Consider the following 25806-nt stretch of genomic DNA (forward strand, 5'->3'; position numbering starts at 1 on the left):
GGCCCTTCGCATGAGAGTGCGGAGGGCCGTTTTGCTATGAGAAGGCTGATGCTTCAGAACCGTTTCGTCCCGCTCGGATTCCTGTCTATTGGCGTGCTCGCGGTAATCGGGCCGATGATTGCGTTTGCCATTGCGTCGAGCAGACTCAGTGATGAGGCCACGCTTTCAAATACCTATTACGTGGCCGCAGATGGCTTGCGGGGGCTGTCCTACCCTGCAGTGTCCGCCCTGTTTGCACTCGCCTATTGGGCGGCAATCAAAGGCCGGCTGGTGTTCCGGCCTGGGCTTCTTTGGGCGCATCTGGCTCTGTGGACACTGGGCTGCCTGCTTGTGTTTGCCCCCCAATTCCTGACACCGATCCTTCACGTCTCCTATTTTGACGATCCTTCGAAGAATTTCGCTCGGCTGAATACCGTCTCCACACTCGGGTATTGTGTCACGCTGCTTTCGTTCGCCGTTTTTGCCATATGCATCGGCGAAGCTATTCTAAGGCGCATTCGGAGAAAGAAGGCGTTATAAGCCCGCCATAATGACTGATACGCACACGACATCCAGCAAACGCCCCGCCACGGCTGCTGACTATGTGAACCTGATGAAGCCCCGCATCATGATGCTGGTGGTGTTCACAGCTGTCGCAGGTCTGGCCGCCGCCAGCGGCATGACGGGCGTGACCATGCACCCGGCCATGGCGGCGATTGCCGTGCTGGCGGTGGCGCTGGGCTCGGGCGCGGCGGGCGCGATCAACATGTGGTATGACGCGGACATTGACGCCGTGATGAGCCGCACGTCCACCCGGCCCATCCCCTCGGGCGCCGTGCCCAAGGACGAAGCCCTCGCCATGGGCCTCATCATGTCGGGCGTGTCGGTGATGCTGATGTGGCTGGCGTCGAACTGGCTGGCGGCCGGGCTACTGGCTTTCTCGATCTTCTATTATGGCGTCATCTATACGATGTGGCTGAAGCGGGCGACGCCTCAGAATATCGTCATCGGCGGCGGCGCGGGCGCGTTTCCCCCAGTCATCGGCTGGGCGGCGGTCACCGGCAATACGCCGCTGGACGCCTGGATCCTCTTCGCCATCATCTTCTTCTGGACCCCGCCGCATTTCTGGGCGCTGTCGCTGCTGGCGCACAAGGAATACGCCAAAGTATCCGTGCCGATGCTGCCCGTAACGCATGGGGCCAAGGCCACGCGCCTGCAGATCCTGATCTACACGCTGGTGCTGATTCCCATTTCTCTGGCGCCGCTGGCGACGGGTCTTGGCGGCTGGATCTATGGCGTTACCGCGGGCGTGGGCGGCCTTGTGTTCCTCGTCTGCGCGCTGGCCATCCTGCGCTCGAAGGCGGGGGATGATGGCGCGCCGGGGGCGGACATGAAGCTCGCCCGCAACACATTCCTCTTCTCGATTCTCTACCTCTTCGCCCTATTTGGCGCAGTACTGGTGGAGCATGCCGCCGGGCTGTATTTCCCGGTCATCGGAGGCTGATATGGAAGACCCGACCCTCAAGCCGGATGTGCGCCGGATGACGCCGGAAGAACTCGCCGCCCGCAAGAAGCGGAACCTGTGGCTGGGCCTGGCCCTTGCCGGTTTCGTCGTTCTGGTGATGATCACTACCATCATCCGGCTGGCGACCGGCACCGGCATTTCGGGGCGGATGTAATGGGTCTCTCGAACGCAAAGATTGGTGGTCTCGCAGGCGGCTTTGCTGCCGGGATGCTCGCCCTCGCCTTTGCGGCAGAGCCCCTCTATTCGGCTTTCTGTGAAGTGACCGGTTTTGGCGGCACCACGCGGGTGGCCACCGAAGGGCCGAAGGAAATGCTCGACCAGACGGTCGAGGTCCGCTTCGATGCGAATGTGGCCGATACGCCGCTGAAATTCCGCGCGCTGCAGGGGCCGCAGACGGTCCAGATCGGCCAGCATGGCCTGGCCTTCTATGAGGTCACCAACCCGACCGGCCAGGAAATCCGCGTCATTGCCAGCTATAATGTGACGCCGCATCTGGCCGGCCCGTATTTCAACAAGCTGGAATGCTTCTGCTTTTCCGAGCGGGTGATCGCCGCCGGGGAAACGCGCAAGCTGCCGGTGGTCTATTTCATCTCGCCCAACATGGTCGAAGACCGGGTGGCGAAGAATCTCGAAACCATCACGCTCAGCTACACTTTCTTTGACAGTGGCACGTATAACGGGCCGCGCACCGAAGTGTCCGGGCCTGTGCCTGCAGGGGCGCCTGCTGCGCCGGCGGGCGGGGGTGCGGCAAATCCGGCCACGCCGGGCTGAAACAGTTGCGAAAAGGCGCGCGCAAGCGATAAACAGCGCCAAAGTATTGTGGCGATTCCGGAGGGGATTGAGAAAATGGCCGGCGGCGACGTCAAACACGATTATCACCTGGTGAACCCCTCGCCGTGGCCGCTTCTCGGCTCGCTGGCGGTCACCGTTCTCGCGATTGGTTCCGTGACCTACATGAAAGGCCTCTTCGGCCTGGCTGAAGGCACCTGGTGGCTGATGGCCATCGGCTTTGCCATGGTCATCTGGGTCATGTTCGGCTGGTGGGCAACCGTCGTCAAGGAAGGCCGGGTGGGCGACCATACCCCGGTCGTGGAGATCGGCCTGCGCTATGGCATGATCCTGTTCATCGCCTCCGAGGTGATGTTCTTCGTGGCCTGGTTCTGGTCCTTCTTCGAATTCGCCATCTTCTGGGATGCCCGCGTCGGCCATCACTGGGATTCGGCAAACGCGCTCTTCCAGGAAGGGCTTGAGCGCTTCAAGCAGTTCCCGCCCGAAGGCGTCACGATGTTTGACCCCTTCCACCTGCCGCTGATGAACACCCTCGTCCTGCTGCTCTCGGGCACCACGGTTACCTGGGCCCACCACGCGCTGGCCCATGGCAACATGAAAAGCGCCAAGCTCGGCCTGATCATCACCATCCTGCTCGGCATGGGCTTCACCGGTCTCCAGGTTCTCGAATACAGCCACGCGGCCTTCTCGTATGATGGCACGCTCTATGGCTCGGCCTTCTTCATGGCTACGGGTTTCCACGGCGCCCACGTGGTGATCGGGACGATCTTCCTGATCGTCTGCCTGATCCGCATGTATGCCGGCAACCTGACGCCGAAGAAGCATCTCGGCTTCGAATTTGCCGCCTGGTACTGGCACTTCGTGGACGTGGTGTGGCTCTTCCTCTTTGCCTTCGTCTATGTGGCTCCGTGGCTCGTCCATGGCGGCGGCGGCCACTAAGTCTCTGCGCCGTCCCGAGGGGCGGTGAGGGATGACACAATCTGGCCCGCCGGTGTTTCAGCGCTGGCGGGCTTTGTCTTTCCGGGGACGCGCCTGTCCCGAATTGTCGTGGATCTGACCGATGATGTTCCGCCCCTTACCCGTCATGACCGTGCTGAGCGTGATCGCGTTCGCCATCCTGATCATGTTCGGCAACTGGCAGTGGGGGCGCTATGCGGAGAAGATGGCGCAGAAGGGTGCCGAGCCGGACTGGGCCGAAATCACCGGCACCACGCTGCCGGGCACCGAGAAGGTCGTCTATGCCTATGCCGATGGCGACGCCGCCTGGCGGCAGGTGACGGGGTTTGAAACGGCAGAGGGCATAATCTTCCTGCCGTTGACGATCACCTATTCGATCGAGCCGCCGCCGGTGAGCCCGGCTGCAGAGCCCAAAAAGCTAACCCTGCGCGGCCTCTGGCATCCGCCCCAGCGGCGCAATGCCTTCACCACGCAGGACGACCCGGAGCAGGGCATCTATTACACGCTGGACCCTGAGCGGCTGGCCGCCTCGCTGCCGGCGGAACTGGCGGCGCGGGTGATCCCCCGCGTGTTCGAGCCCGAAACCCTGATCCGGACCGACAATCTGACCTCGCAGCCCGCCCCCAATCCCCTTCTGATGCCGGGTGACAGCGAGCGGCTGCCGCCAGAGCGGCATTTTGGCTATGCAATCACCTGGTGGGGCCTCGCCATGGCGCTCGCCGGTGTGTATCTGGCTTTCCATCACCAGCGCGGGCGGCTGCGCTTCCGGCAGGAGAAGAGTTAAGTGAAGTATATCTCGACACGGGGTCAGGCAGAGCCTGTGGATTTTGCCGGCGCGTGCCTTGCGGGCCTGGCGGCAGATGGCGGCCTCTATGTGCCTGAAAGCTGGCCGCAGATTGCCCCGGCCACACCGGGCGAGCCCTATGCCGAAACCGCCGCGCGTATTCTCTCTGCCTTTGCCGGCGACGCCATCCCCAAGGATGTGATGCGCCAGCTGTGCGAAAAGGCCTATGGCCGCTTTGCCCACCGCTCCGTGGCGCCGCTGACGCAGGCGGGCCCTGGCCTGTGGCTGATGGAGCTGCATCACGGCCCGACGCTGGCCTTCAAGGATGTGGCGATGCAGATCATCGGCCAGATCTATGACTATCTCCTCGGCCTGTCGGGCCAGCGGATGACGGTGACCTGCGCGACCTCCGGCGATACCGGGGGCGCCGCTGCGGGGGCGTTTGCCGGGGCGAAGAATGTGCGCCTGGTGATCCTGCATCCGCATGAGCGGGTCTCGCCGGTGCAGCGCCTGTTCATGACCACGACCGGGGCGGAGAACGTTCTCAACATTGCCGTGGACGGAGACTTTGACGACTGCCAGTCGATGGTGAAATCGATGTTTGCCGACAAGGCGTTTGCCGCCAGCATCGGCCTTTCGGGCGTCAATTCCATCAACTGGGCGCGGATTGCGGCGCAGTCGGTCTATTACGCGACCGCCAGCGCGCAACTGGGCCACCGGGCGCTGCGCTTTGTGGTGCCGAGCGGCAATATGGGCGACGCGCTGGCCGGCTATGTGGCGGCCCGCTGCGGCCTGCTGCCGGGCGGCCTCGAAATCTGCTGCGCGGTAAATGAAAACGACACGCTGGCGCGGGTGTTCAACACTGGCCGGATGACGCGCCAGGCCGCCGTGGCGACGCCCAGCCCGGCGATGGACATTGCTGTACCGTCGAACTTCGAGCGCCTGCTGTTTGAGGTGACGGGGCGCGACGCGGAGGCTGTGCGCCGGACCTATGAAACCTATGCCCAGGCGGGCGAGGCAGAACTGCCGGAGACGGCCAAGGCGCGCCTCTCCTGCACCGGCCTTTCCGCCGCTTCGGTGACCAATGCCGATACGCTGGCCGAGATGGAGCGGTTCCGCACGGAGACCGGCTGGCTGATCTGTCCGCATACGGCGGTTGGCACGCAGACGGCGCGGAGCCTGAAGCCCTCGGACGCGGCGGCGACCGTGGTGCTGGCAACGGCGGCGGCGAGCAAGTTCCCCGAAACGGTGAAGGAAGCGACCGGCGAAGACGCCCCGCTGCCGAGCCGCTGCGCCGAGCTTCTGGGCCGGGGCGAGGTGTTCGAGCGGTTTGCCTCTGATCCGGCGGCGGTGCGCGCCCGCATTGCGGCCTTCGCGGGCTAGGCCGGACCCATGGCGTTTGTGCCGCTCGATACGGTTATCGCGGCGGAGCGGCTGGTGCTGATGGCGCCGCGCAAGAGCGACTATGAAGACTGGGCCGCGCTGCGCACGGTGAGCCGCGCCTATCTTGAGCCATGGGAGCCAAGCTGGCCGGCCGATGCGCTGAGCCGCAAGGACTGGCACCGGCGCGTCACCGCCTGGACCAAGGCGTGGAAGGCGGGCACGGGCTATGTATTCCTGATCCGGCGGCTGTCTGACAATGCGCTGCTGGGCGGTGCCTCTCTGACACAGGTGCGCGGCTGGCCGGCGAGCAGCGCCAGTCTCGGCTACTGGATGGGCGAGCCCCATGCGGGCCAAGGCTATATGAAGGAAGCGGTCAACGCCCTGTGCGCCTGGGCGTTTCCGATGCTTAACCTTGCCCGGATCGAGGCGGGGATCGTGCCGGAGAATGACCGCTCGCGCGGGGTTCTGGAAGGCACGGGATTTGCTGAAGAGGGACGGGCCGCAGCATACCTCGAGATTGCCGGTGTGCGCCGAGACCACATCCTTTTCGCTCTCGTCAGGGGCGATATTCGCCGCTAGGTAACGAGAACACATGGCAAAACGCACCCCCAAGGAACCTCAGGGCAGTTGGCACTGGCGCGGCGAGGCTGGCCGCCTCCTCATCGAGGCGCAGACCGGCACGCTGTTATCGGATCTCTCCGGGGACTGGTCGCTGGACGCGCTGGAAAAGATGGTGGAGGGGCTGAGCCGGGGGCGGCTGGCCAAGGCGCTGTCGACCGGCGAGGGCGGCCCGGTGCGCTGCGGGCTGCGGCTGTCCAATGGGCGGGACATCCATTTCGTCGGCGCCTTCGTCAGCCATAGCGAGGCGCGCGGCATGCTGCTGGCCGGGGAAACCTTCCCCGAGATCGACCCTAACGATATGCGCCCCGGCCCGGACCTTGCCCCGGTCTATCAGCCGATCATTTCGCTGCGCGATGGCCGGGTGGTGGGCTTCGAGGCGCTGGCGCGCTGGGACAGCAATGAAGAGACCGTTCCGCCCAGCCGCTATGAGGATCAGGCGCTGGCGTCCAACATGCTGATCCGCTCGGCCGAAACCCTGTCGAACCTGCGCGAGGGGGCAAAGCGCGACGACCTGTTCATGCATGTGAACCTCACCGCGCGGGAGCTGACCAAGAGCACGCTGCCGGCGCTGATCGAGGCGCTGATGAATGGCTACAAGCTGCCTGAGCGGGCGCTGCGCATGGAGCTGACCGAGCAGGCCGCCCTGCGCGACGAGACCCATGCGCTGGCCGCCGCAATGGCGCTGAAGGCGGTGGGCGCGGGGCTGGTGCTGGATGATTTCGGCACGGGGCATTCCTCCTTCGCCTGGCTGGCCGACCTGCCGTTCGACAGCCTCAAGATCGACCATGGCCTGACCAGCCGTCTTGGCCAGGCGCGCAATGACACGATCCTCTCCACCATCACGCTGCTGGCCAGCCGGCTTGGCATGTCGTCCACCGCCGAGGGCGTGGAAGCGCGTGAAGATGCCAGCCGCCTGCGGGCGCTCGGCTTTGACTATGCCCAGGGCTTTGCCTTTGCCCGTCCGATGGACGCAGACAGCGCGCTGGCTTTCCTGAAAGGATGACGAAATGAGCCAGGCAACGCCCCAGCACCGCGCGATTGCAGATTACCTCACCGATGCCTTTGGCGGCGAGATCAGGGTGATGGGCCAGTCCTATCATGACGGATTGTCCGTGAACGTGCTTGTCTCTTCCGGGGCGCCGGAGGGGGATTATCTCTCCTGCTCCACCATCGGCCTCAGCGACCGGGAACTGGTGCTGGAGGATGAGCCGATGGGCTTTGGCGTGGAGCTGTGCGGGGCGCTCTATGCCGACGAGACGCCGTTTGTGGAAATGCTGGCCGATATTGCCCATGAGGTGCAGACCGGCGAATGGAGCATCGGGCTGGGGACGATCCTGCCGGATGTGGTGCAGGCGTATTTTCCCGGCAGCACGATGCAGCATCTTCTGCTGGTGCATCCTTTCTTCTGGGACGAAGACTTTGGCGTGTTCGAGCAGGATGGCCGCAAGACCGTCTGGCTGCAGATCATTCCGATTTCAGGCAGCGAGTTTGAACTGGCCGAGGAAGAAGGGCTTGAAGCGCTGGAAGAGAAGCTGGAAGCTTCCGGCGCCGATGTGTTTGACCTGCTGCGCGCGCCGGTGGTGTGACGCCGTCAGGCATTGCCCGCATTTGACTGAAGCCGCGAGAGGTCTACGCCCATCCGCGTGAGGGCGTGGCGCCATTTGTGTTCATAGGCATCGCCGAAAACAAGATCGGAATCGGGCGCGCCGATCAGCCAGGCATTCTGCGCCAATTCCTGTTCGAGCTGGCCAGCGGCCCAGCCGGCATAGCCGAGCGCCATGACGAATTTGCGCGGCGGCGCCGAAGAGGCAATCGCGGCGAGGATTTCGCGCGTGGCGGTCATGCACAGCTCATCCTCCACCTCCATCGTGGCGCCATCACAGATAACGTCATCTGTGTGCAGAACAAAGCCGCGCTCAGTGGCCACCGGGCCGCCCTCCAGAATGGCGACGCCTTCAAGATCAGCCTCCTGGGGCACATCCATCTGGTCGATGATTTCCTGGAGGTCGATGCCCTCCATCGGCTTGTTCAGCACGATGCCCATGGCGAAATCCGGCGTGTGGGCACAGACAAGGATCACCGATCGCTCGAAGCGCGGGTCGCCGATGCCGGGCATGGCAATCAGCAGCTTGCCGGTGAGGTCCGTTTCAATCTGCATGTCGTGCTCCGGCCACCGAGGCTGGGGCAGGTAGCGGGCATTTGCAAGTGAAAATCCGGTGGATCAGGCCGCGAGGGCAGGCTTTTTCCGGCGCTTGCGCCGGGGCTTGCGCAGAAAGGTCCAGGTTCCGGCAAGGCCGAGAACGGTCAGGGAGAGGCCCGTGAGGAAGGAGAGGAGATCATAGAGGCGCCCGCCGATCCCGGCCGAATGCAGGGGATAGAGCGCGTTGAACACCCGGTCGGCGCGGGAGAGGGCGCGGCCATCTTCGGTGGCGAGGGGGCGGTTGGTGGCCGGGTCCATCAGCACATAGGTACGCCCGTTCTGGTGCCACTCACCGGGCTGGCGCAGGCGCAGGGAGGCCGGGGCGCCTTCGCTGCGGGGCGGGCTGGCAAGGCGCGGATAGGCGCCGGGGAACGCCTCCTGGGCGGCGGCGAGGGTGGCGGTCCAGTCAGTGGTGCCGGGCCCGGCGGCGGGGCGCGCCGAGGGGGCTTCGGCGGGGGTGAGGGTGACCACCTTCAGCACCGCCCGCACCGGGCCGGAATAGACCATGGCGAACCCGGTGAAGGCGATGAGGATGACCGGCAGGGCGAAGATCACGCCCAGGTCGCGGTGCTGGGCGAGGAGATCGCGGCGCAGGGCCGATTTCGGCCAGACGCGCCAGGCGAACATGCGCAAGCTGGGCCAGACGATGATGAGGCCGGTGATGGCCAGGATCACCGCCGCCCCGCCGGCGACCCCGGCGACGAGCTTTCCGGTGTCGCCCGCCAGCAGATAGTGGTGAAGGTCAAACAGCCAGTCCTCGGCGCGGCCATTCTTGGCCCAGCGGGCAACCGTCTCGCCGCTGCGGCCGATATAGGCGCCGCCGCCATCCCGGAAGACGGCCTTGTGCAGGCCGAAATGCGCATCACCGAGGGAGACGTATTGCAGCCCTTCAGGGCCATAGGTGGCCTCGATCCGGCCAAGCACCGGGCCGAGGGTTTCGGGGGCCAGAGAGACCGCCTCGCGCGCCTCCGGAAAGACGGCGCGCAGATAGTCCTTCTTGAATACCAGCAGGGCCCCCGACAGACCCAGCACGGCAATCAGGAGAGACAGAACGGCGCCCGCCCAGGCGTGCGCCGTTCTCAGAAACATCATCAGCCTCAAAACTTCTTCTCGAAGGCCAGCGCGATCACCCGGCCCCGGCCCGCGAAGAAGCGGGTGTTGCTGGTGGGCTGAACGGTCTGGCTGTCATAGGTGACGTATTGCTTGTCGAAGAGGTTTGACGCTGAGAGGGTGATGTCGCCGAAGCCGGCCGAATAACGCAGGAAGGCGTCAGCCAGGGTGTAGCCGTCAAAGTCAGTATTGGCGGCCAGGCCATCAAAGGTGCGGTCGAGATAAGACCGGGCCTGTACACGGATGGCATAGGGGCCGGTGGCATAATCGGCGGCGAAGTTCACCCGGTCCGGGCTGATATTGGCGCCGTCAAGGTCGGTGTCGACGCGGTTGTCATCATCGGTATCGGTGCGGCCGTTGAGCATGGCGGCGCCGCCGGAAAGCCGCAGGCCGGTGACGGGGGTGTCCCAGGATGCGGTGAATTCCAGGCCGTCGATCTCCGTGCGCTGACGTTCCACTTCATAGACATCGTTGCGCATCACCAGCAGGGCGCCGAGATCGGAACTGCTCCAGAAATACGCCGCCGAGGCCGATACCGGCCCGCGGCGCCATTCAAGGCCGATCTCTGTATTGTCGGAGACGACGGGCTCGATATTGAGGAAGGTGTCAACATCCTGGCCGGGCGTGCTGACCGCGCGCAGGATGCGGCCGACATCGGCCATGGTGAAGCCTTCGGCATAGGAGGTGTAGGCGGTGAGGCCGTCTACGAGTTCCACGGTGGCGCCGACATTGACGAGGGTTTTCTCGAAGTCCGGCTCGCCGCCGCCCACCTGTTGCGGGCCGTAGGAGTAGAGCGTTTCATAATCGTCGACCTTCAGCTTCGCGATCTCATGGCGCAGGCCGGCGGAGAGGTGAATGCGCTCGCCCCAGAGGGCTTGGTTGAGCTGAAGGAAGGGGGCGTAGGAGGTGAACTCGGTTTCCGGAACCCAGTTGCGGCCCGTGAGGACCAGTTCCTGATAGGTCTTGTCGTTGAGCACATCGAGGCCGCCCATCACGCGCAGGCCCGGCACGGCGTCCATCTGGCGCTCATACGAAATGCGCAGGCCTTTCTTTTCCGAATTGTTCGCAGACTGATCGAACAGGGTGCCGGCCGGCGCGATGCGCGGGTCCTGGAAGGAGGCGAACGAACCGCCGCCATAAATGGCTTCAAAATCCTGATAGAAAAGCTGGCCGGTCAGCGTGCCACCCAGCAGATCCTGGTCGGTATAGGTCAGCGAGGAGGTGAGCACCTTGTTGGTGGGGATGATGCCTTCCTGCTCACCGCGCACGGTGGTTGTCGGCGTGTTGGTGGCGCGGGAGCCGTTGACGAGCACATAGTCGCCATCGCCTTCCAACTCGAAATGCTGGGCCATCAGTTCCAGCCGGCGGGCGCCGCCAAGATCGATGCCGGCCTTGCCGAAGAAGGAGAGGCTTTCGGAATCCTGCAATTCCCCCTGGGCGCCATCGATGCCGATGCGGCGGCCATCGCCGCTGTAGAAGGCGCCGCGCTTCTGCTTGGCGATGCCGAGGGTTACATCGAGGAGGCCGAAATCACGGCCCGCCAGAGCGCCGGCGCGGTAGTCATAGCCATCGCCCTGGAAGTCGTTGGAGGCGGAGATCTGGCCCATCAGCTTGCCGGTCCAGCCCTCGCCCTCCTTGGGGGCCGGGGCGGTGACATAGTTCACCACGCCGCCGGTGGCGCCGATGCCCTGGATGGCGTTGGAACCGAAGATGACTTCCACCCGGTCGATGAAGAAGGGGTCGATGGTGTGGCCTTCGCGGCTGCCATCGCGCAGCGGGTTGGACTGGGGCACCCCGTCGATCAGGTAGAGCGGCTTGCGCCCGCGCAGGGATTCGCCCGCGCCGGACAGCTTCTCGCGCGTGGGGGAGAAGGAGGGCACCAGCGTGGAGACGACATCGACCGCCGAGCCGGTGAGCTGGGCCTGGAGGGAGAGTTCCTCATCGCTGATGATCTGGATGGTGTTGGGCAGGGCCGAGGGCGGCAGGGTGGTGCGCGAAGCGGTGACGATGATGGTCTCTTCGACTTTGGTTTCGTCAGCGCCGGCAGTGTTTTCCTGCGCGGTGGCGGTGGCCGACATCGCCAGAAGGGCGGCGGCGCTGACGCCAATGAATCTGTTCATGGGAGGCTCCTGAAATCTTTCTGTCTGGAGAAAGCCCATCTGCCATAATAGATAATGACAATCATTCGCAACACTTCGTCTGAGATTTCTGTAAGGATTCGGGAGGCCGTTGCGCCGGGGGCACAATCTGGGCCGGGGCCGCCCGCCGGAAACGGCACGGATTGCCCGCTGCCGGGCGGGGAAGCATTGCGGGACGCGCCGGAGCGGCCTATCTCCTGAGGCCAGCAAGGAGAAAACTGCCATGGCGATCAAAGTGGGCGACAAACTGCCGGAAGCGACTTTTATGGAAATGACCGTGGATGGGCCGAGGCCCGTGACCACGGCGGAGGTGTTCGGCGGCAAGACCGTTGCCCTGTTCGCCGTGCCGGGGGCCTATACCCCGACCTGTTCGGCCCGCCACCTGCCGGGCTATGTGGACAAGGCTGGCGAGTTCAAAACCAAGGGCGTGGACGATATCGTGTGCACTTCGGTGAACGATGTGTTCGTGATGGGCGCCTGGGGCAAATCCTCCCATACCGATGAGAAAGTGCGGATGCTGGCAGACGGCAATGGCGCGTTTGCGCAGGCCCTCGGCCTCGAACTTGACGCTTCCGGCTTTGGCATGGGCAAGCGCTCGCAGCGCTATTCCATGCTGGTGAAGGACGGCGTTGTGGCCGAACTGAACGTGGAGCAGGGCGGGGAATTCAAGGTTTCCAGCGCCGACTATCTGCTCGGCCAGCTCTAAGGACCAGAGGCGGGCGCGTTTAAGCGCCTGTTACCGAATACGGCGATGATCGGCCTGCTGCGGGGACGTGGCGGGCCGATTTTCGTTGCAGATTTATTGAAAAACGGCAAACTCTCCCCAAGTCTGATTTAATATCAACGTGGAGAGGGACCCATGGACATCGTATTCGTCACCTTCGTCATCGCCCTGGCTGTGGCGTTTATCCTGCTGTTCTCGGCGCTGAAATTCGTGCCGCAGGGCTATAACTGGACCGTGGAACGGTTTGGCCGCTACACCAAGACGCTGGTGCCGGGGCCGCACGTCATCGTGCCGTTCATCGACCGCATCGGCCGGCGGATGAACATGATGGAGACCGTGCTGGACGTGCCCCAGCAGGAGGTGATCACCAAGGACAACGCCATGGTATCGTGCGATGCCATCGTGTTCATTCAGGTGATCGATGCGGTGCAGGCGGCCTATGAGGTGAACAACCTCACCCATGCCATCACCAATCTTTCGATGACCAATATCCGGACGGTGGTGGGCTCGATGGACCTTGATGAGGTGCTGTCGAACCGCGACGAGATCAATGCGCGCCTCCTGGGCACGATTGATGCGGCGACCCATCCCTGGGGCGTCAAGGTGACCCGGATCGAGATAAAGGACCTCACCCCGCCCGCCGACATTACCGAGGCAATGGCCCGGCAGATGAAGGCCGAGCGCCTGAAGCGGGCGGAAATCCTGACCGCCGAGGGGGAGAAACAGTCTGCCATCCTGAAGGCCGAGGGCCAGAAACAGTCGCAGATCCTGGAGGCCGAGGGCCGCCGCGAGGCCGCCTTCCGCGACGCCGAAGCGCGCGAGCGGGAAGCCGAGGCCGAAGCGAAGGCCACCGCGATGGTTTCCGAGGCAATTGCGCGGGGCGATGTGAACGCCATCAACTACTTCCTGGGCCAGGCCTATGTGGCCGCGTTCGAGAAGCTGGCGACCTCCAGCCAGCAGCGCACCGTGATCATCCCGGCCGAGTTCTCGTCGATTCTCGGCACCATCGAAGGCATCCGTGGGCTGACGGATGCAGCCAAGGCCGCCTCTGCCACGCCCCGGCCGCCGGGCGGGGCTGTGCCGCCGACGCGGACGGGCAGTTGAGACACGGGCCGGTAGACAGAGGAGTTCCTGAACATGGACGCATTGCTGGCAGGGGTGACATGGTGGCACTGGCTGGCGCTGGCGCTGATCTTCTTCGGCCTGGAGATGATCACCGGCACCTATGACTTGCTGATGGCCTCCATCGGCGCGGTGCTGACGGCGATCTTTGCCGCCGTGGCGCCCGAGGGGATCGCGGGCTGGCATGGGCAGGTGATCGTGTTCCTGGTGGCCGCGATTGCCCTGATCATCGGCAGCCGGATCGTTTTCCCCGGCCTGCGCCAGGCGGCGCCCGAGCATCCGACGCTGAACAAGCGGATGGCGCAGCTGGTGGGCCAGCGCGGGCAGGCGACGAAGGATTTCGTGGCCGGGGCCGGGCAGGTGAAGATCGGCGATACGGTGTGGGGCGCAGAAACCGTGCCGGGCGAGCCGCCGATCCTGGCGGGCGACGCGATCATCGTGGCGGAGACCCGCGCCAATACGGCGGTGGTGCGCAAGGGCTGATTTGGTCCGGTGAGTTGAGATCGAGAAAACCCCTCCGGTGACGGAGGGGTTTTTGTTTTGGAGCTCCCCCCTTCCGCCCTCCGGGCACCTCCCCCGCACGCGGGGGAGGAGGGACGTTGCGCCGGGCCAAGCGCCGGTATCCTCCTCAGCGGGGCTGGGGAGGCGGGCGGCGGGGATTTTGCCGTGCGTCAGGAAGTGTCAGCGCGGGCGGGGAAGAGGGGCACAACCGCCGCATTGAGTTCAATCAGTAGACTGATGAATTGAGGATCGGTTTCATCGCCGAGGCCGGAGGGCCTCTGAAAGGAGATCGGCAGCGGCGGAAGCGCGCCAATCTGGCGGTGCTTTTCGGCTTCCTTCTCCTGGCGGCGGAGAAAGCGTTCGGCTTCGCGCTCGGGATTGCCCATGGCGAAGGCCAGCGCGTCCAGCCGGCACAGGAAACGTTCCTGCAGGCGGGCGGCCTCTTCGGCGGGGCTTCTGACGGGGCGCAGCGGCGCAAGGGGCCGGCAGGGGCGATCGATGGCGGCGGCCTGCAGCAGGCTGCGGCGCAGCTGATCTGCGGCGGTATCGTCCGCCTTCGAACGGCGGCGGGGTTCCTTCATGCTGAAAACCGGGGTGCGCGAAGATTTTCTGGCGCCGCCTTCCGGGGCCTTGCGCGGCGAGGCTTGCGGCGGGGCCGGCGCGGAGGCTGCGGCCGGGGAGGACGCCGCCAGCGGAGCAAGGGGCAGGGAGGCGGCGATCAGCAGGATGGCGCGGCGCATGGCCGCCTCGGCCGGGATCAGCCAGTTGCGCATCAGCATACGGATGAGAGAGGCCGGGATGATGGCGCCTTCGCCGGGAGGCAGGCGCTCTTCGATTTCCGCCACCAGGGACAGCACAAATCTCCTTGTACGGCTGATCAGGCCGTCATGGGCAGTCTTGAGCTTCAGGGGGCGGGGCGAATAATCCATGCAAGGAGATTAGCATGGGCGCGGAGGGGGGTGGATAAGCTGGGGGTGTTTTTTAGGGAGGGGGTTGATTTGGTAGGAATTTTTGGAAGATGGGGTGGGGGATAGGGGCTCACCGCTGGAGGCCCTCACCTCCCACGCTCTTCGAGCGCGGGCCCCTCCTCTCCCTGAGGGAGAGGGGTTTGGCGTTGTGCTTGGGGTTGACGCTGGATCAGATATCCAGCTCTTCGACGAAGGCGGCGTTTTCCTGGATGAAGCGGAAGCGGAGTTCGGCTTTCTTGCCCATCAGGGTGTTGATGAGGTCGGCGGGGCCCATTTCGTCGTCCATGGTGGCGGGCAGGGTGACGCGGGCGAGCGTGCGGGTGGCCGGGTTCATGGTGGTCTCTTTAAGCTGGGCGGGGTTCATCTCGCCCAGACCCTTGAAGCGCGTCATGTCTACCTTCTGGTTGCCCTTGAAGTGTTCCTTCATGATCCGGGCACGGTCGGCATCATCCATGGCGTAATGGATGTTGCCCTTGTTCGACAGGCGATAGAGCGGCGGCATGGCGAGGAAGAGGCGGCCGGCCTCGATCAGGCCCGGCGTGAGCCGGTAGAAGAAGGTGATCAGCAGCGAGGCGATGTGGGCGCCGTCCACGTCCGCATCGGTCATGATGATGATGCGGTCATAGCGCAGCTCGTCGATGTTGAACTTGCGGCCAAGCTCCGTGCCCAGAGCAAGGGAAAGGTCTGCCAGTTCCTGGTTGCCCATCAGCTTGTCATCCGACGCGCTTTCGACGTTGAGGATCTTGCCGCGCAAGGGGAGGATCGCCTGCGTCTCGCGGTTGCGGGCCTGCTTGGCGGAGCCGCCAGCCGAGTCGCCTTCGACGAGGAACAGCTCTGTGCCTTCCGGGCCCTTGGCCGAGCAGTCTGCGAGCTTGCCGGGGAGGCGGAGTTTCTTGGTGGCGGACTTGCGGCTGATTTCCTTGGCCTTGCGGCGGCGGGCGCGCTCGTCAGCCCGGTCAATCGCCCAGGAGAGGAGCTTGTTTGCCTCTTTGGGGGAGCCGGCGAGCCAGTGGTCGAAGTGGTCCCGCACCGCGTTTTCCACAAGGCGGAAAGCATGGGTGGAGGAGAGCTTGTCCTTGGTCTGGCCGACGAACTCAGGGCCCCGGATGAAGACCGAGAGGAGGAGGCCGGAATGGCCCATGATGTCTTCGGCGGTGACTTCGGAGGCTTTCTTGTTGCCGGTCAGCTCGCCGAAATTACGGATGCCCTTGGTGATGGCCGAGCGGAAGCCGGCTTCGTGGGTGCCGCCTTCGGGGGTCGGGATGGTGTTACAATAGGAGCGGGAGAAGCCGTCAGCATCGCCGAAACCGGCCTGCGTCCAGGCAATCGCCCATTCGACCTTACCTTCGGCGCCCATGTCGACGAGGCCGGTGAAGGGGGTTTCTGTAATCGTGCCTTTGTCGCCGAAGACTTCCGTGAGCTGGTCGGCCAGGCCGTTGGGATAGGAGAGGACGGCTTCGGCGGGGACTTTGGAATCTTCGGGCAGAAGCTCGGGATCGCAGGCCCAGCGGATTTCGACGCCGCGGAAGAGATAAGCCTTCGAGCGCGCCATCTGGAAGAGGCGCTGGGGGCGCCAGCGGAGCTTGTCGCCGAAGATCTGGAAGTCGGGCTTGAAGCGGACGGATGTGCCGCGCCGGTTGGGGGCGGCGCCGACCTTCTGGAGCTTGCCGAGGGGCTGGCCGCGCGAGAATTCCTGGCGGTAGAGCGTGCGGTCGCGGGCGACTTCGACTTCCACATGTTCGGAGAGGGCGTTGACGACCGAGATGCCGACGCCGTGCAGGCCCCCAGCGGTGGAATAGGCCTTGTCCGAGAATTTGCCGCCCGAATGCAGCGTCGTCATGATGACTTCGAGCGCTGATTTCTTGGGGAATTTCGGGTGGGGGTCGATCGGGATGCCGCGGCCGTTGTCGGTCACGGTGAGGAAGCCGTCGGCGGCGAGCTTGATCTCGATGCGGCTGGCATGGCCGGCGACGGCTTCGTCCATCGCATTGTCGAGGACTTCGGCGAAGAGGTGGTGCCAGGCGCGCTCATCGGTGCCGCCGATATACATGCCGGGGCGCTTGCGGACGGGCTCAAGGCCCTCGAGAACCTCGATATCCTTGGCGGAATAGCCCGCCGTGCCGGCCAGCAGGTCGTCTTGCTTCATCTGCCGCGCTGAGGACATGGGGCCGCTTCTCCGTCTTCTGAAAACGCCGGGGATGCCGGCGGAATGATCGAGGCAGACAGGAGGGTAAATTCCTTAACGTTCCGCTAAGGTTTGTTAACCTTCGGCCTTCTGCCAAGGGGGAACATCTGGCGGGGTTTGCGGGGCGGGGCAAGGGGGAGGGTTCAGGCGGCGGACACACTGGACAAGGCTGATCCAGTGTTGTGCTTTCTGGAGGCGAGGCTCAGGTTGAGATCGGCGGGTCGGTAGGGAGACTTGGGCATGGGCGTTACCGCGACGATGTTTGTTCGCAATCGAGGACGACGCCTCAGCGAGGAAGAGCTCCAAAATCTGTCTGCTGAACTGCTGGCCGAGTTGCCCTATGATGGCCTGTTTCTAGGCGAAGTTGTTCTTGAAACCGTACGCACGCTTGGCGACTTTCGCGCAGAGGCAGCTCAGCTCTCCAAGGAATTGCAACATTACTATCCGGGATACGAAGGAACAGCTGACTTCCCCGACCATTTGCAGATATTCGAGCAGGACGGAGCTCCGCTTATTTCGCCGCCGGATGAACAATGGATACAGGTCAATCTGCTCGCTTGGTATTTCGCTCCAGACTACCAACGAGGGCCATGGGGTGAATTGCTCTCTTTGGTTGATGCGCTGGAGAGAAAATTCCCAGAAAGCACCATTTGGTATGGCGGAGACAGTTCCGGATTCACTGCCTACGAATTGACGGCGGAAATCAGGACTGCGTACTCCCGCGTGTATGATGCTATTGACGGCAGGTAACGGGGCGGCTCGGATGGGAAGCAACTAACCCCACCGCTGTCTTTCTCTCCGTTGTTCCGGGATTTGCGCCGCGAATGCGCAGGAGCTGCGGGTTTCAGCGGTGTGATTTGCCGCTCCCCCCTCCGTCCGCTTCGCGGCCACCTCCCCCGTGAACGGGGGAGGAGAAGGGGCGCCGTTTGAGCACTTATATTCACAACATTGTTGAGCAGCGCGTCGCTTGAAGGGTTAAGGTGGGGTTTCCACATTCTGACTGTCGCCTGAAGGATGCCGTGACGGGTGTTTTGAGGGTATAACGGGTTGCCGCTCAGCGGGGCCCGAATCAAAGGAGGCACTAAGATGCCAAAGACAAAGACAGTGCCGGTGTTGCCGCTTCGGGACATCGTTGTTTTTCCAGACATGGTCGCGCCGCTGTTTGTCGGCCGCGACAAGTCTGTCCGGGCGCTCGAGATGATCGATGAGTCCGATAATGAGATCATGCTGGTGGCCCAGAAGGATGCGGCCATCGACAATCCGGTTTCCGATGACCTGCATGCCACCGGCACGCTGGCCACCATCCTGCAACTCCTGAAGCTGCCCGACGGCACCGTGAAGGTGCTGGTGGAGGGGCGCACGCGCGCCCGCCTGGTGGAGCTGCACGACCGGGTGGAGTATTTCGAAGCCGAGGTTGAGGCGATCCCCGAGGCCGAGGCGGCCAGCTCTGACGTGCAGGCGCTGATGCGCGCCGTGCAGGAGCAGTTCGAGAGCTATGTGAAGCTCAACCGCAAGATCCCGCCAGAGGCCGTCACCACGATCAGCCAGCTGACCGATCCTGGCCGGCTTGCCGATCAGGTGGCGTCGAACCTCTCGGTGAAGCTCTCCGACAAGCAGGAATTGCTGGAGATGGCCGAGGTGAAGGACCGTCTGGAGAAGGTGTTCTCGCTGATGGAAGGCGAGATGGGCATGCTGCAGATGGAGCGGAAGATCAAAAACCGCGTCAAGCGGCAGATGGAAAAGACCCAGCGCGAATATTACCTCAACGAGCAGATGAAGGCGATCCAGCGCGAGCTGGGCGATCAGGGCGAAGGCTCTGACCGCGATGAGCTGGCCGAGCTGGACCAGAAGATTGCCGACACCCCGCTCAGCCATGAGGCCCGCGCCAAGGCCGAAGCCGAGATCAAGAAACTGCGCCAGATGTCTCCGATGTCTGCCGAATCCACGGTTGTGCGCAATTATCTCGACTGGCTGCTGTCGCTGCCCTGGGGCAAGCGCAAGGATATCGAGACCGACCTGGTCAAAGCCGAGCATCAGCTCGACGACGACCATTACGGCCTCGACAAGGTGAAGGAGCGTATTCTCGAATACCTCGCCGTGCAGAAGCGGACCGGGCGCCTGAAAGGCCCCATCCTCTGCCTCGTCGGACCGCCGGGCGTGGGTAAAACCTCACTGGGCCGCTCGATTGCCGAAGCCACGGGACGCGACTTTGTGCGCGTGTCGCTGGGCGGCGTGCGCGACGAGAGCGAGATCCGCGGCCACCGCCGGACCTATATCGGCTCGATGCCGGGCCGGATCATCCAGAGCCTGAAGAAGACCAAGAGCGGCAACCCGCTGTTCCTGCTCGACGAGATCGACAAGATGGGCATGGACCATCGCGGCGATCCGGCGTCGGCCCTGCTTGAGGTGCTCGATCCGGAGCAGAACTCGACGTTCAACGACCATTATCTGGAGGTCGATTACGACCTGTCGGATGTGATGTTCGTGACGACGGCGAACTCGCTCAACATGCCTCAGCCGCTGCTGGACCGGATGGAGATCATCCGTATTGCGGGCTACACGGAAGACGAGAAGCTGGAGATCACCAAGCGCCACCTGGTTCCGCAGGTGCGGGAGGATCATGGTCTCAAGGAAGAGGAATGGATCGTCACGGACGGCGCCATCCGCGACCTTATCCGCTACTACAGCCGTGAAGCGGGCGTGCGCAGCCTGAAGCGCGAAGTCTCCCGCCTGGCCCGCAAGGCCGTGCGTGAACTGGCGACGAAGGACATCACCAGCCTGACCATCGATTCCGATAACCTGGCGCAGTATGCCGGCGTGCGGAAGCATCGCTATGGCCTTGCCGACGAAACCGATCAGGTGGGCGCGGTGACCGGCCTTGCCTGGACCGAAGTGGGCGGCGACCTGCTGACCATCGAGGCGGTGAAAATGCCGGGCCGGGGCGCGATGAAGGTGACCGGGAACCTGCGCGATGTGATGAAGGAGTCGATCTCGGCGGCGAGCTCGCTCGTTCGGTCGCGCTCGGTTGACCTCGGCATCAAGCCGACCGTGTTCAACACGACCGACATCCACGTGCACGTTCCCGATGGCGCCACGCCGAAGGACGGCCCGTCTGCCGGTATCGCCATGACCACGGCCATCGTGTCGCTGCTGACCGGCGTTCCGGTCAACCGCGAAGTGGCGATGACAGGGGAAGTCTCCCTGCGTGGACGGGTGCTGCCGATTGGCGGTCTCAAGGAGAAACTGCTCGCGGCCCTGCGCGGCGGCATCAAGACGGTGCTGATCCCGAAGGAGAACGAGAAGGACCTCGATGAGATCCCGGACAATGTGAAGACCGGTCTGAAGATCATTCCGGTGTCGGACATTCAGGAAGTACTGAAACTGGCGCTGACCGGGCCGCTCGCCCCGATCGAATGGTCGGAAGAGGATGAGGCCCGCCTGCAGGCAAGCCTTGGCGGCGGACCGGGAAATTCCGGCGATGCCGACGCGGTGCGCACGCACTGAGGCCCGGCTGAAAGGCTGAACCCTATGGAAAAGCCCCTTCCGGAAGGAGGGGGCTTTTTTCGTTCGGGGGCAGACGATTTTGCTTGCCGGTACCGGCGCGCCGTCAGTCTGCTGTTTTTCGCGGGGTGGCGAGGCCAGGGGCGGCAAAGCCGCCGGAGGGGTGGCGCCGGTAGGTGAAGAGTTCGGCCGGGCGCCCGCCGGTGGAGGTTTCCATCTGGCCGGTGCCGGTGACGAGCTGGGTCTTCTCCAGGGCGCGGCGGAAGTTCTGCGTGTGCAGGGGCAGGCCGAGGATGGCCTCGACCGCGCGTTGCAGTTCGCTGAGGGTGAAGCGGTCTGGCATCAGCTCGAACACGACCGGGCGGTATTTGATCTTGCTGCGCAGGCGGGAGAGGCCGGTGGCGAGAATCCGTCTGTGGTCGGATGTCATGGCGGCGCCCAGGCGGATGCCGGCTTCGGGCAGCCCGGCATCGCGCGCGCATTCGGCCACGAGGCCCGCCTCATAGAGCAGCTCGTAGCGTTCCAGCACGCGCTCCTCGATCCAGCGGGCATTGTCCAGGCCAAAGGCGATGCGCGCGCGTTCGGCCCGCTGTTCATTGCCTGCCGCCCAGGTTTTGAGGCGCGGGGCGATCTCGGCATCGATCAGGGCGGGGCGGCCGCTGCGATGATCTTCCCACGGAAAATACTGATACCAGCTGCGCCAGCGCGCCTCGAAATTGGCGGCCACAGGCTTTTCTTCCGGCGTCAGCGCCAGATAGCCGACCGAGATGACGTGGGCGTTGGGCGGCGCGTCCACCACGCTGGCTTCGGGGGTTTCGCGGTCCTTGTCGCCGAAGGTGTAGAGCTGTTCGACATAGCCGAGTTCAAAGCCCGTCTGCTCGCGCACCCAGCCGCGCAGGGAGAGGTCAAACGTGCGGTGATTGTCGGGGTCGAACGGGCCGAAGGGCAGGGCTTCCTCGCCGCTTGGCCGGCGGGTGACCAGCACATGCGGCTCGCCCTCCTGGATGGCTACCATCACGGCCGAGAGGCCAATCAGCAGCGGCGAGCCAGCAGGCATCAGGCGGCCTCCGCCGCGAGCGCGGCCTGGATATCGCCGAAGCGCTTGAGGAAGGCCTTCTGGGCATCCGGGGCCGAGAGCGGCTTCAGACGGTATTTCATCCCGCCGGGGGGATGGCCGAAGAAGCCATCGGATTCGGCCTCGCTGAAGCCGGCAAGCTGGGTCGCCTCGAACCAGGCGCAGATATGATCGGCCTTCTTGATGAGCTTCTTGAGCTTAACCGGGGTGACGGGCTTGAGGCCGAAGCGGATGTGGATCGCCTCCTGCAGGCGGGCCTCGATGTCCTTGTAGCTTTCGCCCAGCAGCGCCTTGAATGGGGAGATCATGTCTCCGATCACATATTCCGGGCTGTCATGCAGCAGGGCGGTCAGCCAGGCATCGGGGCCGAGGCCGGGCTCCAGCTTGCGCACGATCTGCTCGACCACCACGGAATGTTCGGCCACCGAGAAGGCATGTTCGCCGCGCGTCTGCCCGTTCCAGCGGGCCACACGGGCGAGACCATGGGCGATGTCCTCGATTTCCACATCCATGGGCGAGGGGTGCGCCAGATCAAGACGGCGGCCAGACAGCATCCGTTGCCAGACGCGGGGGGGCTTAACAGAACGCTTCAAGACAGGGGCTCCATGGGGGGCATCTTAAGGGATTGGTAGTACGGGTAAATAAACGGCGGCAATACAGTTACAAACTCGCCTTGTTTATGCCCCGCTTTGCCAATGACGCATTAAGGCCTGTCAGGCATAACCCTTGCAACAGATGCGATGGCTCCGGATTTTCCGGGGGTCATGGCACCAGGCAAGTAGAGTAACGGGTGAGCCGCGTAATGATTGACATCCTGCACCAATTCGCAACCGGACCTGGTTTTCCTGTCGCTGTTCTTGTGTGCGGTGCTGTCATCGTGGTCACCGAAGCGGCCCGCGCCAGCCGTCGCGCCCTGTGGGGCGACCTGTTTACCGAAGACTTCGACGAGTAGGGTTTCCCGCCAAACCCAATCTCCGGCTCATCCCCGCCTGCGCAGGGATGAGCGGACGGAGGACGCGGCGTGTCTGCTAGGTGCGCTCCACGAATACCGTGCCGGCGGAATAGCCTGCGCCGAAGGAGCAGATGAGGCCTTTCTCGCCGGGGGCAAAATCCTCCGAGTGCAGATGGAAGGCGATGATCGAGCCGGCTGAGGACGTGTTGGCGTAGGTGTCCAGCACCGTGGGGCTTTCGGTTTCGCTGGCTTCGTGGCCAAGCACTTTGGATGAGATCAGCCGGTTCATGTTGGCATTGGCCTGGTGCAGCCACATGCGTTTGAGCTCAGCCGCCTTGAGGCCGAGTTCGCCGAGATGGGCGCTGATCATCTCCGCCACCATCGGCACCACTTCCTTGAACACCTTGCGGCCTTCCTGGACGAACAGCTTGTCGGGCGCGCTGATGCCTTCGGGGGCGGCGCGGTTCAGGAAACCGAAATTGTTGCGGATATTGTTGGAGAACTGGGTCTTCAGTTTCGTGCCGAGGATTTTCCAGTGCCCTGCCGGGGCGAAGGCCTCGTCCTCGACCAGGATGGCGGTGGCCACATCGCCGAAGATGAAATGGCTGTCGCGGTCGGTGAAGTTAAGATGGCCCGAGCAGATTTCCGGGTTCACCACGAGCACCGAGCGGGCATTGCCGGAGCGGATGAAATCGGCCGCCGTCTGAATGCCGAAGGTGGCCGAGGAGCAGGCGACGTTCATGTCGAAGGCGAAGCCCTGAATGCCGAGCGCGTCCTGCACCTCGATGGCCATGGCCGGATAGGCGCGCTGCATGTTGGAGGCCGCGCAGATCACCGCGTCGATATCCTTGGGGTCGCGGCCGGCGCGTTTCAGCGCCTCGCGGGCGGCCAGCACGGCCATCTCGGCGAGAACCGAAATCTGGTCATTGGGCCGCTCGGGAATGCGCGGGGTCATGATGTCGGGGTCGAGGACGCCGTCCTTGTCGATGACATAGCGGGCCTTGATGCCCGAGGCCTTCTCGATGAATTCGACGGAGGAATGGGGCTTGGGCTCCAGCAGGCCGGAGCTGATGTCGGCGGCATTCTCGAGGTTCCAGCTGTCGGCCCAGGCATTGTAGCTTTCGACAAGCTCTGCATTGGAAATCGAGTTGGGCGGGGTCCACAGGCCTGTGGCGGAAATGACGGGGCTGGGCATAGGGGTCTCCGGGGGCGCCCGTCCGCCCGCAGGCGTCAGGCCCTTCTTGCTAAATCCTTATTTTGCAAGCTGTAACGCGCGTTGCGGGGCCAGCACAAGGCTGACCCGCTGTCCGGCACGCCGGAAAAGGCTTACTTGTCGACCTGGCCGGGGCCGCCATAGACCTTGCGGTGCAGTTCCCGCTCCTCGGCGGCGCGGACGCTTTCCTCCCAGGCCTCTGACTCCTTGTCATATTTGGCTTTTTCTGCCGCGATCACGGTTTCGTGGCATAGGCGGCGCTCATCGTCGTCCACCTTGTCCTGACAGGTGGAGAGGGCCTTGGCTTCGGCCCGGTCCTGCCAGGTGGCGCAGCCGGCGGCGGGAATCAGCGCCAGAAGGGCGCCAGCGGCAGCAAAACGGCGTATCATCATGGACCTTTCTTGCGGTCTTTTTCCCGCTTGGTTGTAAGGGCGACATCCGCCACCATGTTCTGCATGCACCGGGCGCGGTCTTCATCGTCCTGGATGCTGGCGCAGGCATCGAGCGGATTGGCATAGGCGTTCGATGGCGCGCTGCTCGCGCAACCGGCGACACCCGACAGAATTCCCACTGCCGTGACAAACATAATCGTTTTCATGATCTCTCCCGCACACCCTTGTGGCGGGGACACCCTACCTCATGGTCGTTGACCATGCCAACTGCCTGAGCCCATGCGTAGACGATTGTGGGGCCAACGAACTTGAATCCGCGCTTCTTGAGGTCTTTCGACATCTTGTCTGACCAGTCCGTGCTGGTGGGGGCTTCGCGGAAGTTCTTCCATTTGTTGACGATCGGTTTGCCGCCGACAAAGCGCCAGCAATAATCGGAGAAATCCTCGCCTGCTTCCATCATGCCCAGATAGACCTGCGCATTGCCGATGACGGCCTCGATCTTCTTGGGGCTGCGGATGATGCCGGGATTCTGCAGCGCTTTTTCGGCGCGTTTGGGGGTCCAGCGGGCGAGCTTTTCGGGGTCGAAGCTGTCAAACTCCTGCCGGATGCTCTCGCGCTTGCGCAGGATGGTGATCCAGGAGAGGCCCGCCTGCATCCCATCAAGCTGCAGCTTTTCCCACAGCGCGCGGGGATCACGCTCGGGCACGCCCCATTCTTCGTCATGATAGGCGCGGTAGAGCGGGTCGGTGACCGGCGCCCAGCCGCAGGAATGGGGCTCACTCATCGGCCTTTGCCTCCAGATGGGCTTTGACTTCGGCAATCAGCCAGGGCGCGCCTTCGATCTCGGCGGGGGCTTCATTGACGGTGACGGGCTGCTGGCCAGCGATGGACTGGGCGAACCGGTCTGTGCGGATCAGGGCGAGCGCTTCGCCGGCGGCGGCGCTGGTCACCGCGCCCAGCACAAGCGCCCCGGCGCGGACTTCGGCGCCGGGCGCAAGGCCTGGCCCGCGCAGGCGCACAGTGCGCTTGCGGATGAGGCCCTTGCGCTTCATGCGGCTGGCCACTTCCTGGCCGACGAAACAGCCCTTCTTGTAATCCACGCCGTTCATCAGATCCATGTTGATGTCAGTGGGGAAGACTTCGGCGGCGCGGTAGTCGCGGCCCCATTCGGGGATGCCGGCGGCGATGGTCAGCGCGTCCCAGCCTTCCAGCGGGGCGGCGGCTTCTGCGGCGGGGACCACGGCGCGGCGGGGCAGCTTGGCGCTGCGCGGATCGGGCGCGCCGTCTGCGCTGATGGCGGAGACCAGCGCCTCATCCCGGACAATCTCGACGGCCGAGCGCAGGCGGAACATTTTCAGGCGTTTGAGCAGGTCTTCGGCGGCATCCTGATGCACATCGATCAGCACGCCATCTGCCGTGCGATGGGCGATATAGTCGGCGATGATCTTGCCTTGCGGGGTGAGCAGGGCGCCGTAGCGCGCTTCGCCCTCTGGCCAGTCCATGACCTTGTGGGTGACCGTGCGCTCCAAGAGGGCGAGCGTGTCGGGGCCGGTGAGGCGGAGAATGGCGCGGTCTGGAAGGCGGTGCATGGGCCTGATCTAAGGCCGCCCGGCGGCGGCCGCAATGGCTGCGTGGTCTGGGGCCGGAACGGCAGAGCTGCGCGTGACTTTTTCTGCAAGCGGCGCGA

At 64.1% G+C, this 25806-nt stretch carries 28 protein-coding genes; 16 read left to right on the top strand and 12 right to left on the bottom strand.

The window, feature by feature from the left end; all coding sequences use genetic code 11:
* Nucleotides 1–48 precede the first annotated feature (48 nt).
* From ACQKI2_RS03770 to ACQKI2_RS03815, 10 genes are all read left to right on the top strand, one after another.
* Nucleotides 49–519: a hypothetical protein gene (locus ACQKI2_RS03770; RefSeq protein WP_427378386.1), complete on the top strand. Its 471-nt coding sequence runs from the start codon at nt 49–51 to the stop codon at nt 517–519.
* Nucleotides 520–529: 10 nt separating this feature from the next.
* Nucleotides 530–1483, top strand: a complete 954-nt coding sequence (locus ACQKI2_RS03775; RefSeq protein WP_427378387.1) for a heme o synthase — start codon at nt 530–532, stop codon at nt 1481–1483.
* 1 nt (nt 1484) lies between these two features.
* Nucleotides 1485–1658 carry a hypothetical protein gene (locus ACQKI2_RS03780; RefSeq protein ID WP_199285919.1) on the top strand — a complete coding sequence of 58 codons (174 nt, stop codon included), beginning with the start codon at nt 1485–1487 and terminating at the stop codon, nt 1656–1658.
* Nucleotides 1658–2275, top strand: coding sequence for a cytochrome c oxidase assembly protein (locus ACQKI2_RS03785; protein WP_427378388.1), 618 nt, complete (start codon nt 1658–1660; stop codon nt 2273–2275). The genes ACQKI2_RS03780 and ACQKI2_RS03785 overlap by 1 nt, the downstream gene beginning before the upstream one ends.
* A gap of 75 nt (nt 2276–2350) precedes the next feature.
* On the top strand, nt 2351–3232 hold the full coding sequence (locus ACQKI2_RS03790) for a cytochrome c oxidase subunit 3 (RefSeq protein ID WP_427378389.1): 882 nt from the start codon (nt 2351–2353) through the stop codon (nt 3230–3232).
* 121 nt (nt 3233–3353) lie between these two features.
* Nucleotides 3354–4034 (top strand): SURF1 family protein, encoded by a 681-nt coding sequence (locus ACQKI2_RS03795; protein WP_427378390.1) that lies wholly within the window; start codon nt 3354–3356, stop codon nt 4032–4034.
* Nucleotides 4035–5417: a threonine synthase gene (thrC, locus tag ACQKI2_RS03800; protein ID WP_427378391.1), complete on the top strand. Its 1383-nt coding sequence runs from the start codon at nt 4035–4037 to the stop codon at nt 5415–5417.
* 9 nt (nt 5418–5426) lie between these two features.
* Nucleotides 5427–5996: a GNAT family N-acetyltransferase gene (locus tag ACQKI2_RS03805; protein ID WP_427378392.1), complete on the top strand. Its 570-nt coding sequence runs from the start codon at nt 5427–5429 to the stop codon at nt 5994–5996.
* A 13-nt stretch (nt 5997–6009) separates the two neighbouring features.
* Nucleotides 6010–7041 carry an EAL domain-containing protein gene (locus tag ACQKI2_RS03810; protein WP_427378393.1) on the top strand — a complete coding sequence of 344 codons (1032 nt, stop codon included), beginning with the start codon at nt 6010–6012 and terminating at the stop codon, nt 7039–7041.
* Nucleotides 7042–7045: 4 nt separating this feature from the next.
* The gene (locus tag ACQKI2_RS03815) at nt 7046–7624 is read left to right on the top strand and encodes a suppressor of fused domain protein (RefSeq protein WP_427378394.1); all 579 of its coding nucleotides are present in this window, start codon (nt 7046–7048) and stop codon (nt 7622–7624) included.
* A gap of 5 nt (nt 7625–7629) precedes the next feature.
* On the opposite strand, the gene ACQKI2_RS03820 is transcribed toward ACQKI2_RS03815, so the two are convergent.
* The 3 genes from ACQKI2_RS03820 to ACQKI2_RS03830 all read right to left on the bottom strand — a co-directional run bounded on the left by ACQKI2_RS03820 (nt 7630) and on the right by ACQKI2_RS03830 (nt 11468).
* Nucleotides 7630–8196: a YqgE/AlgH family protein gene (locus tag ACQKI2_RS03820; RefSeq protein WP_427378395.1), complete on the bottom strand. Its 567-nt coding sequence runs from the start codon at nt 8194–8196 to the stop codon at nt 7630–7632.
* Between the two features lie 63 nt (nt 8197–8259).
* Nucleotides 8260–9330 carry a PepSY-associated TM helix domain-containing protein gene (locus tag ACQKI2_RS03825; RefSeq protein WP_427378396.1) on the bottom strand — a complete coding sequence of 357 codons (1071 nt, stop codon included), beginning with the start codon at nt 9328–9330 and terminating at the stop codon, nt 8260–8262.
* A gap of 5 nt (nt 9331–9335) precedes the next feature.
* On the bottom strand, nt 9336–11468 hold the full coding sequence (locus ACQKI2_RS03830; protein ID WP_427378397.1) for a TonB-dependent receptor: 2133 nt from the start codon (nt 11466–11468) through the stop codon (nt 9336–9338).
* Nucleotides 11469–11709: 241 nt separating this feature from the next.
* Between ACQKI2_RS03830 and ACQKI2_RS03835 the strand changes: the two genes are divergently transcribed.
* The 3 genes from ACQKI2_RS03835 to ACQKI2_RS03845 all read left to right on the top strand — a co-directional run bounded on the left by ACQKI2_RS03835 (nt 11710) and on the right by ACQKI2_RS03845 (nt 13815).
* Complete coding sequence (locus ACQKI2_RS03835; protein ID WP_427378398.1) at nt 11710–12192, top strand: peroxiredoxin; 483 nt, start codon at nt 11710–11712, stop codon at nt 12190–12192.
* Between the two features lie 153 nt (nt 12193–12345).
* Nucleotides 12346–13314 (top strand): SPFH domain-containing protein, encoded by a 969-nt coding sequence (locus ACQKI2_RS03840; RefSeq protein WP_427378399.1) that lies wholly within the window; start codon nt 12346–12348, stop codon nt 13312–13314.
* Between the two features lie 33 nt (nt 13315–13347).
* The gene (locus tag ACQKI2_RS03845) at nt 13348–13815 is read left to right on the top strand and encodes an NfeD family protein (RefSeq protein WP_427378400.1); all 468 of its coding nucleotides are present in this window, start codon (nt 13348–13350) and stop codon (nt 13813–13815) included.
* Between the two features lie 188 nt (nt 13816–14003).
* Here ACQKI2_RS03845 and ACQKI2_RS03850 read toward each other — a convergent pair whose 3' ends face one another.
* Nucleotides 14004–14762 (bottom strand): hypothetical protein, encoded by a 759-nt coding sequence (locus tag ACQKI2_RS03850; protein WP_427378401.1) that lies wholly within the window; start codon nt 14760–14762, stop codon nt 14004–14006.
* Nucleotides 14763–14970: 208 nt separating this feature from the next.
* Entirely contained in the window at nt 14971–16947 is a 1977-nt protein-coding gene (parE, locus tag ACQKI2_RS03855; RefSeq protein ID WP_427378402.1) for a DNA topoisomerase IV subunit B, read from the bottom strand.
* Nucleotides 16948–17226: 279 nt separating this feature from the next.
* Between parE and ACQKI2_RS03860 the strand changes: the two genes are divergently transcribed.
* A complete protein-coding gene (locus tag ACQKI2_RS03860) occupies nt 17227–17736 on the top strand; it encodes a hypothetical protein (protein ID WP_427378403.1) in 510 nt (169 codons plus the stop codon).
* Nucleotides 17737–18072: 336 nt separating this feature from the next.
* Nucleotides 18073–20490, top strand: a complete 2418-nt coding sequence (gene lon / locus ACQKI2_RS03865; protein WP_427378404.1) for an endopeptidase La — start codon at nt 18073–18075, stop codon at nt 20488–20490.
* A 103-nt stretch (nt 20491–20593) separates the two neighbouring features.
* Here lon and ACQKI2_RS03870 read toward each other — a convergent pair whose 3' ends face one another.
* Nucleotides 20594–21544 carry an NUDIX hydrolase gene (locus ACQKI2_RS03870; protein ID WP_035598741.1) on the bottom strand — a complete coding sequence of 317 codons (951 nt, stop codon included), beginning with the start codon at nt 21542–21544 and terminating at the stop codon, nt 20594–20596.
* Nucleotides 21544–22155, bottom strand: coding sequence for a YfbR-like 5'-deoxynucleotidase (locus ACQKI2_RS03875; RefSeq protein WP_427378405.1), 612 nt, complete (start codon nt 22153–22155; stop codon nt 21544–21546). Before ACQKI2_RS03875 ends, ACQKI2_RS03870 begins: the two co-directional genes overlap by 1 nt.
* A gap of 209 nt (nt 22156–22364) precedes the next feature.
* Here ACQKI2_RS03875 and ACQKI2_RS03880 point away from each other — a divergent pair, with 209 nt between their 5' ends.
* Complete coding sequence (locus tag ACQKI2_RS03880) at nt 22365–22514, top strand: hypothetical protein (protein ID WP_157532788.1); 150 nt, start codon at nt 22365–22367, stop codon at nt 22512–22514.
* Between the two features lie 76 nt (nt 22515–22590).
* Here the strand turns inward: ACQKI2_RS03880 and ACQKI2_RS03885 are convergent, their stop codons facing one another.
* The 5 genes from ACQKI2_RS03885 to ACQKI2_RS03905 all read right to left on the bottom strand — a co-directional run bounded on the left by ACQKI2_RS03885 (nt 22591) and on the right by ACQKI2_RS03905 (nt 25708).
* On the bottom strand, nt 22591–23709 hold the full coding sequence (locus ACQKI2_RS03885; RefSeq protein WP_427378406.1) for a beta-ketoacyl-ACP synthase III: 1119 nt from the start codon (nt 23707–23709) through the stop codon (nt 22591–22593).
* 131 nt (nt 23710–23840) lie between these two features.
* Nucleotides 23841–24119, bottom strand: coding sequence for a hypothetical protein (locus tag ACQKI2_RS03890; RefSeq protein ID WP_427378407.1), 279 nt, complete (start codon nt 24117–24119; stop codon nt 23841–23843).
* On the bottom strand, nt 24116–24325 hold the full coding sequence (locus tag ACQKI2_RS03895) for a hypothetical protein (protein ID WP_427378408.1): 210 nt from the start codon (nt 24323–24325) through the stop codon (nt 24116–24118). Before ACQKI2_RS03895 ends, ACQKI2_RS03890 begins: the two co-directional genes overlap by 4 nt.
* Nucleotides 24322–24903 (bottom strand): DNA-3-methyladenine glycosylase I, encoded by a 582-nt coding sequence (locus ACQKI2_RS03900; protein WP_427378409.1) that lies wholly within the window; start codon nt 24901–24903, stop codon nt 24322–24324. Before ACQKI2_RS03900 ends, ACQKI2_RS03895 begins: the two co-directional genes overlap by 4 nt.
* Nucleotides 24896–25708, bottom strand: coding sequence for a YgfZ/GcvT domain-containing protein (locus tag ACQKI2_RS03905; protein ID WP_427378410.1), 813 nt, complete (start codon nt 25706–25708; stop codon nt 24896–24898). The genes ACQKI2_RS03900 and ACQKI2_RS03905 overlap by 8 nt, the downstream gene beginning before the upstream one ends.
* Between the last annotated feature and the right edge of the window lie 98 nt (nt 25709–25806).

This window comes from Hyphomonas sp. NPDC076881 (assembly GCF_050269995.1).
Taxonomy (GTDB): domain Bacteria; phylum Pseudomonadota; class Alphaproteobacteria; order Caulobacterales; family Hyphomonadaceae; genus Hyphomonas.

Coding starts and splice junctions, on each gene's coding strand:
- ACQKI2_RS03905 (WP_427378410.1), bottom strand. CDS start 25,708: ATGCACCGCCTTCCAGACCGCGCCATTCTCCGCCTCACCGGCCCCGAC.
- ACQKI2_RS03845 (WP_427378400.1), top strand. CDS start 13,348: ATGGACGCATTGCTGGCAGGGGTGACATGGTGGCACTGGCTGGCGCTG.
- ACQKI2_RS03770 (WP_427378386.1), top strand. CDS start 49: ATGCTTCAGAACCGTTTCGTCCCGCTCGGATTCCTGTCTATTGGCGTG.
- lon (WP_427378404.1), top strand. CDS start 18,073: ATGCCAAAGACAAAGACAGTGCCGGTGTTGCCGCTTCGGGACATCGTT.
- ACQKI2_RS03795 (WP_427378390.1), top strand. CDS start 3,354: ATGATGTTCCGCCCCTTACCCGTCATGACCGTGCTGAGCGTGATCGCG.
- ACQKI2_RS03860 (WP_427378403.1), top strand. CDS start 17,227: ATGGGCGTTACCGCGACGATGTTTGTTCGCAATCGAGGACGACGCCTC.
- ACQKI2_RS03890 (WP_427378407.1), bottom strand. CDS start 24,119: ATGATGATACGCCGTTTTGCTGCCGCTGGCGCCCTTCTGGCGCTGATT.
- parE (WP_427378402.1), bottom strand. CDS start 16,947: ATGAAGCAAGACGACCTGCTGGCCGGCACGGCGGGCTATTCCGCCAAG.
- ACQKI2_RS03885 (WP_427378406.1), bottom strand. CDS start 23,709: ATGCCCAGCCCCGTCATTTCCGCCACAGGCCTGTGGACCCCGCCCAAC.
- ACQKI2_RS03775 (WP_427378387.1), top strand. CDS start 530: ATGACTGATACGCACACGACATCCAGCAAACGCCCCGCCACGGCTGCT.
- ACQKI2_RS03895 (WP_427378408.1), bottom strand. CDS start 24,325: ATGAAAACGATTATGTTTGTCACGGCAGTGGGAATTCTGTCGGGTGTC.
- ACQKI2_RS03900 (WP_427378409.1), bottom strand. CDS start 24,903: ATGAGTGAGCCCCATTCCTGCGGCTGGGCGCCGGTCACCGACCCGCTC.
- ACQKI2_RS03850 (WP_427378401.1), bottom strand. CDS start 14,762: ATGGATTATTCGCCCCGCCCCCTGAAGCTCAAGACTGCCCATGACGGC.
- ACQKI2_RS03805 (WP_427378392.1), top strand. CDS start 5,427: ATGGCGTTTGTGCCGCTCGATACGGTTATCGCGGCGGAGCGGCTGGTG.
- ACQKI2_RS03870 (WP_035598741.1), bottom strand. CDS start 21,544: ATGCCTGCTGGCTCGCCGCTGCTGATTGGCCTCTCGGCCGTGATGGTA.
- ACQKI2_RS03835 (WP_427378398.1), top strand. CDS start 11,710: ATGGCGATCAAAGTGGGCGACAAACTGCCGGAAGCGACTTTTATGGAA.
- ACQKI2_RS03840 (WP_427378399.1), top strand. CDS start 12,346: ATGGACATCGTATTCGTCACCTTCGTCATCGCCCTGGCTGTGGCGTTT.
- ACQKI2_RS03785 (WP_427378388.1), top strand. CDS start 1,658: ATGGGTCTCTCGAACGCAAAGATTGGTGGTCTCGCAGGCGGCTTTGCT.
- ACQKI2_RS03790 (WP_427378389.1), top strand. CDS start 2,351: ATGGCCGGCGGCGACGTCAAACACGATTATCACCTGGTGAACCCCTCG.
- ACQKI2_RS03810 (WP_427378393.1), top strand. CDS start 6,010: ATGGCAAAACGCACCCCCAAGGAACCTCAGGGCAGTTGGCACTGGCGC.
- ACQKI2_RS03880 (WP_157532788.1), top strand. CDS start 22,365: ATGATTGACATCCTGCACCAATTCGCAACCGGACCTGGTTTTCCTGTC.
- ACQKI2_RS03815 (WP_427378394.1), top strand. CDS start 7,046: ATGAGCCAGGCAACGCCCCAGCACCGCGCGATTGCAGATTACCTCACC.
- ACQKI2_RS03820 (WP_427378395.1), bottom strand. CDS start 8,196: ATGCAGATTGAAACGGACCTCACCGGCAAGCTGCTGATTGCCATGCCC.
- ACQKI2_RS03780 (WP_199285919.1), top strand. CDS start 1,485: ATGGAAGACCCGACCCTCAAGCCGGATGTGCGCCGGATGACGCCGGAA.
- ACQKI2_RS03825 (WP_427378396.1), bottom strand. CDS start 9,330: ATGATGTTTCTGAGAACGGCGCACGCCTGGGCGGGCGCCGTTCTGTCT.
- ACQKI2_RS03830 (WP_427378397.1), bottom strand. CDS start 11,468: ATGAACAGATTCATTGGCGTCAGCGCCGCCGCCCTTCTGGCGATGTCG.